6 protein-coding genes and 2 pseudogenes are annotated in these 6,224 nt (G+C 71.7%); 4 read left to right on the top strand and 4 right to left on the bottom strand.

Going from position 1 to position 6,224, the window contains the following annotated elements; all coding sequences use genetic code 11:
- Window positions 1–61: 61 nt before the first annotated feature.
- The 3 genes and pseudogenes from C1I93_RS27305 to C1I93_RS27295 all read right to left on the bottom strand — a co-directional run.
- Window positions 62–691: pseudogene (locus tag C1I93_RS27305) on the bottom strand (DUF2267 domain-containing protein); the annotation flags it as partial.
- A gap of 142 nt (window positions 692–833) precedes the next feature.
- On the bottom strand, window positions 834–1,178 hold the full coding sequence (locus C1I93_RS27300; protein WP_111246148.1) for an STAS domain-containing protein: 345 nt from the start codon (window positions 1,176–1,178) through the stop codon (window positions 834–836).
- A 52-nt stretch (window positions 1,179–1,230) separates the two neighbouring features.
- Window positions 1,231–1,554 carry an STAS domain-containing protein gene (locus C1I93_RS27295; protein ID WP_223256284.1) on the bottom strand — a complete coding sequence of 108 codons (324 nt, stop codon included), beginning with the start codon at window positions 1,552–1,554 and terminating at the stop codon, window positions 1,231–1,233.
- Between the two features lie 329 nt (window positions 1,555–1,883).
- Between C1I93_RS27295 and C1I93_RS27290 the strand changes: the two genes are divergently transcribed.
- From C1I93_RS27290 to C1I93_RS27275, 4 genes are all read left to right on the top strand, one after another.
- Entirely contained in the window at window positions 1,884–3,668 is a 1,785-nt protein-coding gene (locus tag C1I93_RS27290) for a PP2C family protein-serine/threonine phosphatase (RefSeq protein ID WP_111246146.1), read from the top strand.
- The gene (locus C1I93_RS27285) at window positions 3,665–4,717 is read left to right on the top strand and encodes a cobalamin B12-binding domain-containing protein (protein WP_111246145.1); all 1,053 of its coding nucleotides are present in this window, start codon (window positions 3,665–3,667) and stop codon (window positions 4,715–4,717) included. The genes C1I93_RS27290 and C1I93_RS27285 overlap by 4 nt, the downstream gene beginning before the upstream one ends.
- 87 nt (window positions 4,718–4,804) lie before the next feature.
- Window positions 4,805–5,164: an STAS domain-containing protein gene (locus C1I93_RS27280; RefSeq protein WP_111246144.1), complete on the top strand. Its 360-nt coding sequence runs from the start codon at window positions 4,805–4,807 to the stop codon at window positions 5,162–5,164.
- Window positions 5,165–5,221: 57 nt separating this feature from the next.
- The gene (locus C1I93_RS27275) at window positions 5,222–5,668 is read left to right on the top strand and encodes a response regulator (RefSeq protein ID WP_111246143.1); all 447 of its coding nucleotides are present in this window, start codon (window positions 5,222–5,224) and stop codon (window positions 5,666–5,668) included.
- Window positions 5,669–5,697: 29 nt separating this feature from the next.
- Here the strand turns inward: C1I93_RS27275 and C1I93_RS27270 are convergent.
- Window positions 5,698–6,224, bottom strand: a pseudogene (locus C1I93_RS27270) (hypothetical protein); the annotation flags it as partial.

Below are 6,224 nucleotides of genomic sequence, written 5' to 3'. Positions count from 1 at the left end.
CACCCCACCCCACCACGTGCGGTGGGGTGGGGTGGTCAGGCGGAGCGGCTGGCGGCTACCTGGGATCCAGCAGTTCCCGCAGCTCGTCCGGGATGTGCAGCGACTCGATCAGGTCGCGGTCGTGCTCGGCGAGCGCCGCCAGGGTGGCCTCGGCCTGATAGCGGGCCTGCTCCGGGCTGCGACCGCTGATCCGACCGACCTCGGCCAGGAAACCGGGCAGATCCCGGCGCTGCTCGATGCCGTCGACCGGCACGACGTCGTGCAACGATGCCGGCACCGCCGCCAGCAGCCGACCGCGTTCGGCCGCCTCCAGCGCCGAGGCCAGCACGAGCACTGTCGACTCCATGCCCACCTTCGCGGTACGGAAGTCGACGCCGGCACGCCGGACGACATCCTCCACCAGGTCGCGGTAGCCCATCGTGGCGACTCCCGGCGCATTGGGGCCGGGCTGTGGGCGGGGGCGCGGTGTCTCCGGGACACCCGCCTGGGGCGTTGCGGGTCTACCGCGTGTGCTGTTCGGTTTGTGACGACCACCCGCCGCTGGGCCGTTCCGCTGCTTCTGGTCGAGATGGGTGAGTTGTTTGGACGCGCCGAGGCTGACGCCAGTCTCCGCCGCCTGCATGCCACGCTCCCGGGCCTGTCGGGCCAGCGCCCGGCGGCGCTGGTTGTCGCCCTCCATCTGCTTGCGCATCGGTGACACCTCGCTTCCGCTGGTGTGCTGCGGCTCCGCGATTGCCTTCCCACCGCTGCCGGGCAGGAAACGACCCGGGTGAGCCCGCGATCGCGCCGCCGACGTGGCGTCATCCGCTCCGGGTGAGGGGCGCTCACCTGGTTCAGCCTGCCGCCTGGGCGCCCTCATCCTCGCTCGCCGGCAGGTCCAACAGCTCGGTGAGCCCGGTGCGGTCCAGCAGTTGGCGAAGGGTGGCGCTGACTCCGGTCAACCGGATCGGCACGCTGCCACCACGGCGCGCCACCACGAACGCGCTCAGGCCCGAGGAGTCGCAGAGCCCGACGCCGGTCAGGTCGATGACGAGTTGCTGGTAGCCGTCGCGGCGCAGCTCGGCGACCGCGCTGATCAGGTCGGGTGCGCTGTCGAAGTCCAGGTCACCGGAGAGCCGCAGCTCGGCGCGGTCACCGTCGAACCGGCCGACCTCGATGGTCAGCAGCGGGGAGGACATGCCTCCATGCTCCCAGCTCGCCGGCTGGGCGCAAGTCGCGGGGTGGATCGGTCTACGCGGTTGCCGCAGGCCGATCGGACTCGGTGAGGTCGTCGGACTCGGTGGCCGTCCGGGCGAGCAGGCCGGTGACCCCTGTCATGTCGAGAATCGTCGCCAGGAACCGCGGCACCGCGTGCAGTCGCAGCGCGATGCCCGCCCGCTGCCCCTCGCGCCAGGCGTGCACGATCACGCTGAGCCCGGTGCTGTCGATGAACTCGAGTTCGGCGAAGTCGAGCACGAGGCCGGCCGGGCCGCCGCCGAGGATCTGGTCGATCTCCGTACGCAGCGGAGCCGCCGTCGTGTAGGCGAGATCACCACCCACGTGGATGACGGGCACGTCAGGGTCGCAGCGGTCGACGCGTACGCGCAACGGCGTCGCATCGGGTCTTCGACCGTGGGACAGCAACGATCACGCCTTCCGCGACTGGCGGGCGGTCAGGGTCGTTTCGGATCGTAACAACCTTTGTCCGGTGCTGCCCCTCGGCGGCTGGTGGGGCGGGTGCACGCGCACTCCGCTGACCAGCGCACCCGGTCGGCGGCTGTCCGCCTGGGTGGGACAGCGTCAGGTGGCGGTACACCGATTCCGGCGTAGGGTGGAGGTTGGACACGACCAGGCACTCCGCCAGCGGGCGGAGTGCGGCATCGAGAAGGAGTGGGGCTCAGCTGGTGACTGGTGCCGACGTCAGGGACATCGACCCCGGCGACGGACGGGTTTCCACGCCGAGTGCCCCCCGGGGGTCGGCGTGGCGTTCCGGCACGCCCCGGACTGCGACGGTGACGTCGCCCGCCGTCGACCTGTCCCGGCAGACGTCCACGCCGGAACGTTCGTGGGCCCGGGTCGTCGCCGACTGGCCGGAACTTGTCGAGCATTTCCGTGAGGGCCTGGTGGTCTGCGGTCCCGACGAGGTGGTGTGGCATGTCACCCCGCTGGCCGAGCGGTTGCTGCCGGAGGTCGCCGTCGGCGTCACGCTCGCCGGGCTTCCCGGATTCGACGCCCGCAACGGCGAGTTCGTCCACCATGGCCGCCGGTTGCGTACCCGGCGGGTGCTGCTCTCGGCCGGACGTAGTTGCTGGTACGTCGAGGACGTCAGCGAGAGCGCCGGCCGGTCCGACGCGTTGCTGGCCGAGCGGGCCAGAGCGGCGTTCCTGGCGGTGGCGGGGGAGAAGCTGGGCAACCCGCTGCATCCCGACCGCGCCGCCGCGGCGGTGGTCCGGCTCGCGGTACCGGAGCTGGCCGAGGTGGCGGTGCTGGTGCTGGCGCCCCGCTCCGGTCGAGCCCGCTGGTGGCGGGCCCGGCGAGCCGACGACGAATCACCCGTCGTGGACCGTGGCGTCCTCGGCGCCGCGGAACTGCCGCCGGCGATCCTCGACGGGCTGCGTGACGCCGCGCCGCACACCGTCGACTGGCTGGCCGAACAGGCCGTCGAGGCGGGATGGCTGCCCGGCCTGTCCGCCGACGACGTCGGCGTACGACTGGTGTCGCTGCCCGGCCGCGACGAGCCCGTCGGCGTGCTGCTCATCGCCCGCCCGGCCACCCGCTGGTACGGCGAGGAGGACATGGATCTCGTCCGGGCCTTCGCCGACCGGGCCGGCGCGGCACTCACCACCGCCCGGCTCTACCGGGATCAGGCCGAGGTGGCCGACACCCTCCAGGCCAGTCTGCTGCCGGCGGAGCCGGTGCAGACAGCTGGTGTGCAATGGGGTACGGCGTACCGGCCAGCCCCGGGCGGGCTGCGTATCGGCGGTGACTTCTACGGTTCGCACCCGTTGCCCGACGGCGGTTCGATCTTCTTCCTCGGCGACGTGTCGGGCAAGGGTGTCGAGGCGGCGGTCTTCACCGGTCAGCTGCGCCAGTGTCTGCACGCGCTGCACCGGATCGAGCAGCAGCCCGCCCGGTTGCTGCGGCTGCTCAACGACGCCCTGCTGGAGACCACCCTCGCGCACGGTCAGGGCCGATTCGCCACGATGGTGCTGGGCACGGTCCGCCCGCACCGCGACGGTGGCCTGAAGCTGACCCTGGCCGGTGGGGGCCACCTCCCGCCGCTGGTGCTGCGCTCCTCCGGCGAGGTGGAGCACTTGCCGCTCAACGGGATGCTCATCGGCGTGGTGCCGGATCCCCGGGTCGGTCAGGTCTCCACCCGGCTCGCCCCGGGTGAGACGTGTCTGCTCTACAGCGACGGGGTGACCGAGGCGCGCGGTGGGCGCCGGGGTGACGAGCAGCTCGGCGCCGACCGACTGACCCAGGCGTTGACCGGTTGCCACCGGATGCCGGCACCCGCCCTGGCCGAGCGGGTCGAGCAGATCACCTGCGACTGGCTGGCCCAGCGCGACCACGACGACATAGCGGTGCTGGCGCTGCGTGCCACAGGCACCGGAGCCCGCGGGCAACGGCACCTGCACGCGGTGCCCGATCCCACCGGGACGACCCGGGAAGGAACGCGCGCACAGTGACCGCCGCGACCGCCGGGATCTCGCCTGCCAGCGAGTACCCGGACTATCTGCACTGCCTCGCCGAGGCCGACGAGACCGCCGCGATCGAGCTGGCCCGGGGCCTGCTCGACGCCGGGGTCCCGGCCGACCGGGTGTTGCTGGACCTGGTCGCGCCCGCGCAGGCGGAGGTCGGTGAGCGGTGGGCGCGCAACGAGTGGAGCGTCGCGCAGGAACACGCGGCCACGCACATCAGCGAGCGGGTGGTGGCGGCCGTCGCCGCGTACGCCGATGTCCGCCCGACCCGGGGCCGGATCGTGGTGGCCTGCATGGACGGTGAGTGGCACGCGTTGCCCGCGCGCCTGGTCGCCGAGGTGCTGCGGTTGCGGGGCTGGCAGGTGACCTTCCTCGGTGCCAGCGTGCCCGCCCCGCACCTGGTGTCGTACCTGCACCGGCACGACGCGTACGCGGTGGCGTTGGCCTGCGCGCTGCCGATGCGGTTGCCGCACGCGCACCGGATGATCGAGGCGTGCCGACGCTCGGACGTGCCGGTGGTCGTCGGCGGTCGGGGTTTCGGCACGGACGGCCGGTGGGCGCGGCGGCTCGGTGTGCTGTGGGCGCCCAACGGGCCGGCTGCGGCCGATCTGCTCACCGACGAGCGGGCGTTGCGGGCGGTGACGCCGGCCAGCCTGGCGCATCTGGCCGACGACGAGTATGCCGCCCTGGTGCGCCGCCGCCCGGAGCTGATCGACAGCGCCCTGGCCCACCTGGCTCGGCGGATGCCTGCCACCCGCGACTACGACCCTGCCCAGCTGGATTCGACAGTCAACGACCTCGGCTTCATCCTGGATTTTCTCGCCGCCGCACTCTACGTCGACGACGGCTCGTTGTTCACCGAGTTCGTCGACTGGTTGGTGACCATTCTGGACAGCCGGGGTGTGCCAGCAGCTGCGGTACTGGCCACACTGGAGCATTACGCGGACACGTTGCATGACTTTCCGCGTGCCGTGCGTTATCTCCGTGACGCGGGCGCGACGTTGCCGGCGGCGGTGGGGCTGCCACTGTCGCCGTAGGGCGGCTAAACTGCGGCCCGCCGCGTGGCAAGCTCTATACTTGCCCCACTGCAAACATCCGGGTCAGGGTGGCGAGAGGGGGTTGTCGTGACGTTGTCCGTCACGTACGCCGACCGTGACGGAGCCGGCGCTGCCCGTCTCCGTCTCGCCGGTGAACTCGACATGAGCAGCGCTCCCCAGCTCACCGCGGCCATCGACCGGCTGGCCGCCGCCGGGGAGCGGCGGCTGCTGGTGGACCTCACCGATCTCACGTTCTGTGACTCCACAGGCATCGCGGTCTTCGTCCGGGGGGACAACCGAGCGACGGCCGACGGCGGGTGGCTGCGGGTCACCGGCGCCACCGGCCGGGTGGAGCGGGTGCTTCAACTGACCGGGCTGTCCGAGGTGCTCGGGTACGCCGCCGACGCCGCCGACCCGGCGGCCACGGACCGCCCGGCGATCGGCTAGATTTTGCCGCCGACGCGGGATCGGTAGATCCCGTCCCTTGACCTGAGGCAGGTAGTGATGGCCGCTCGTGCGCTTGACCCGGTTCGCATCCTCGTGGTCGACGACGACCCGGGCGACGTCCTCATGATCGAGGAGGCGCTGGCGACCTCGGACGTCGAGAAGGTCATCGACGTGGTCGGCGACGGCCAGGAGGCGATGGAGTTTCTCCGCCGCGAGGGCCGGCACACCGGCGCCCACCGCCCGGACGTGATCCTGCTCGACCTGAACATGCCTCGCAAGGACGGGCGTCAGGTGCTGGGTGAGGTGAAGGGCGACGAGGACCTGCGCACCATCCCCATCGTCGTGCTGACCACCTCCAACGCCGACACCGACATCATCAGCAGCTACACCCTGCAGGCCAACGCGTACGTCACCAAGCCGATCGACCTGGACGACTTCAACGACGTGGTGCACCGCATCGACGAGTTCTTCGGTCGGGTGGTCGTGTTGCCGAAGCGGGCCTGAGCACGCCGCTCAGGGGCGAGCGGCGCTGGTCAGGTCAGCGCCTCCACCACGGTGGTCGCCCGCTGCTCGTGCTGGGCGTACGCGTAGGGGAAGGCGGAGATCTGCACGGCCTGGGCGGCCATGGTCAGGCTCATCTCCTGCCAGCCGGGCACCTCGAGCAGCGCCTGGTAGAACGCCTCGGCCGCGTACGCCGGGCGCATCAGGTCCCGCACGCTGCCCCAGCCGCTGCTGGGCCGCTGCTGGAACAGTCCGACCGAGTCGTGGTCCCAGCCGATCGCCTGATGCGGGTAGTCCTGCGACTCGGGCAACACGCCGCTGGCGTAGTTGAGCAGGGTGCTCTCCTGCATCGCGGTGGCCACGGCGATCACCAGGCCCTGACGCGGCACCTTGAGGTCGACGCCGACGTCGACGATCACCTTGGCGTTGTCCATCTGCTGCTGGCTGAGCCCGGCCACCGGCTTGGGGCGCGCCGGCGCGGTCTTCGTCTTCTTGGGTTTGGGCTTGGGGCTGGCTGACGGCTTGGCCTTGGGGGAGGCGCTCGCGCTCGGGGTCGGGC

The organism is Micromonospora endophytica (assembly GCF_003236305.1).
In the GTDB taxonomy this organism is placed as follows: Bacteria; Actinomycetota; Actinomycetes; order Mycobacteriales; family Micromonosporaceae; genus Micromonospora; species Micromonospora endophytica.
The sequence above is the reverse complement of the archived record's forward strand: the minus strand, read 5'-3'. Positions and strand labels throughout refer to the sequence as shown.

Coding starts and splice junctions, on each gene's coding strand:
- C1I93_RS27300 (WP_111246148.1), bottom strand. CDS start 1,178: ATGTCCTCCCCGCTGCTGACCATCGAGGTCGGCCGGTTCGACGGTGAC.
- C1I93_RS27275 (WP_111246143.1), top strand. CDS start 5,222: ATGGCCGCTCGTGCGCTTGACCCGGTTCGCATCCTCGTGGTCGACGAC.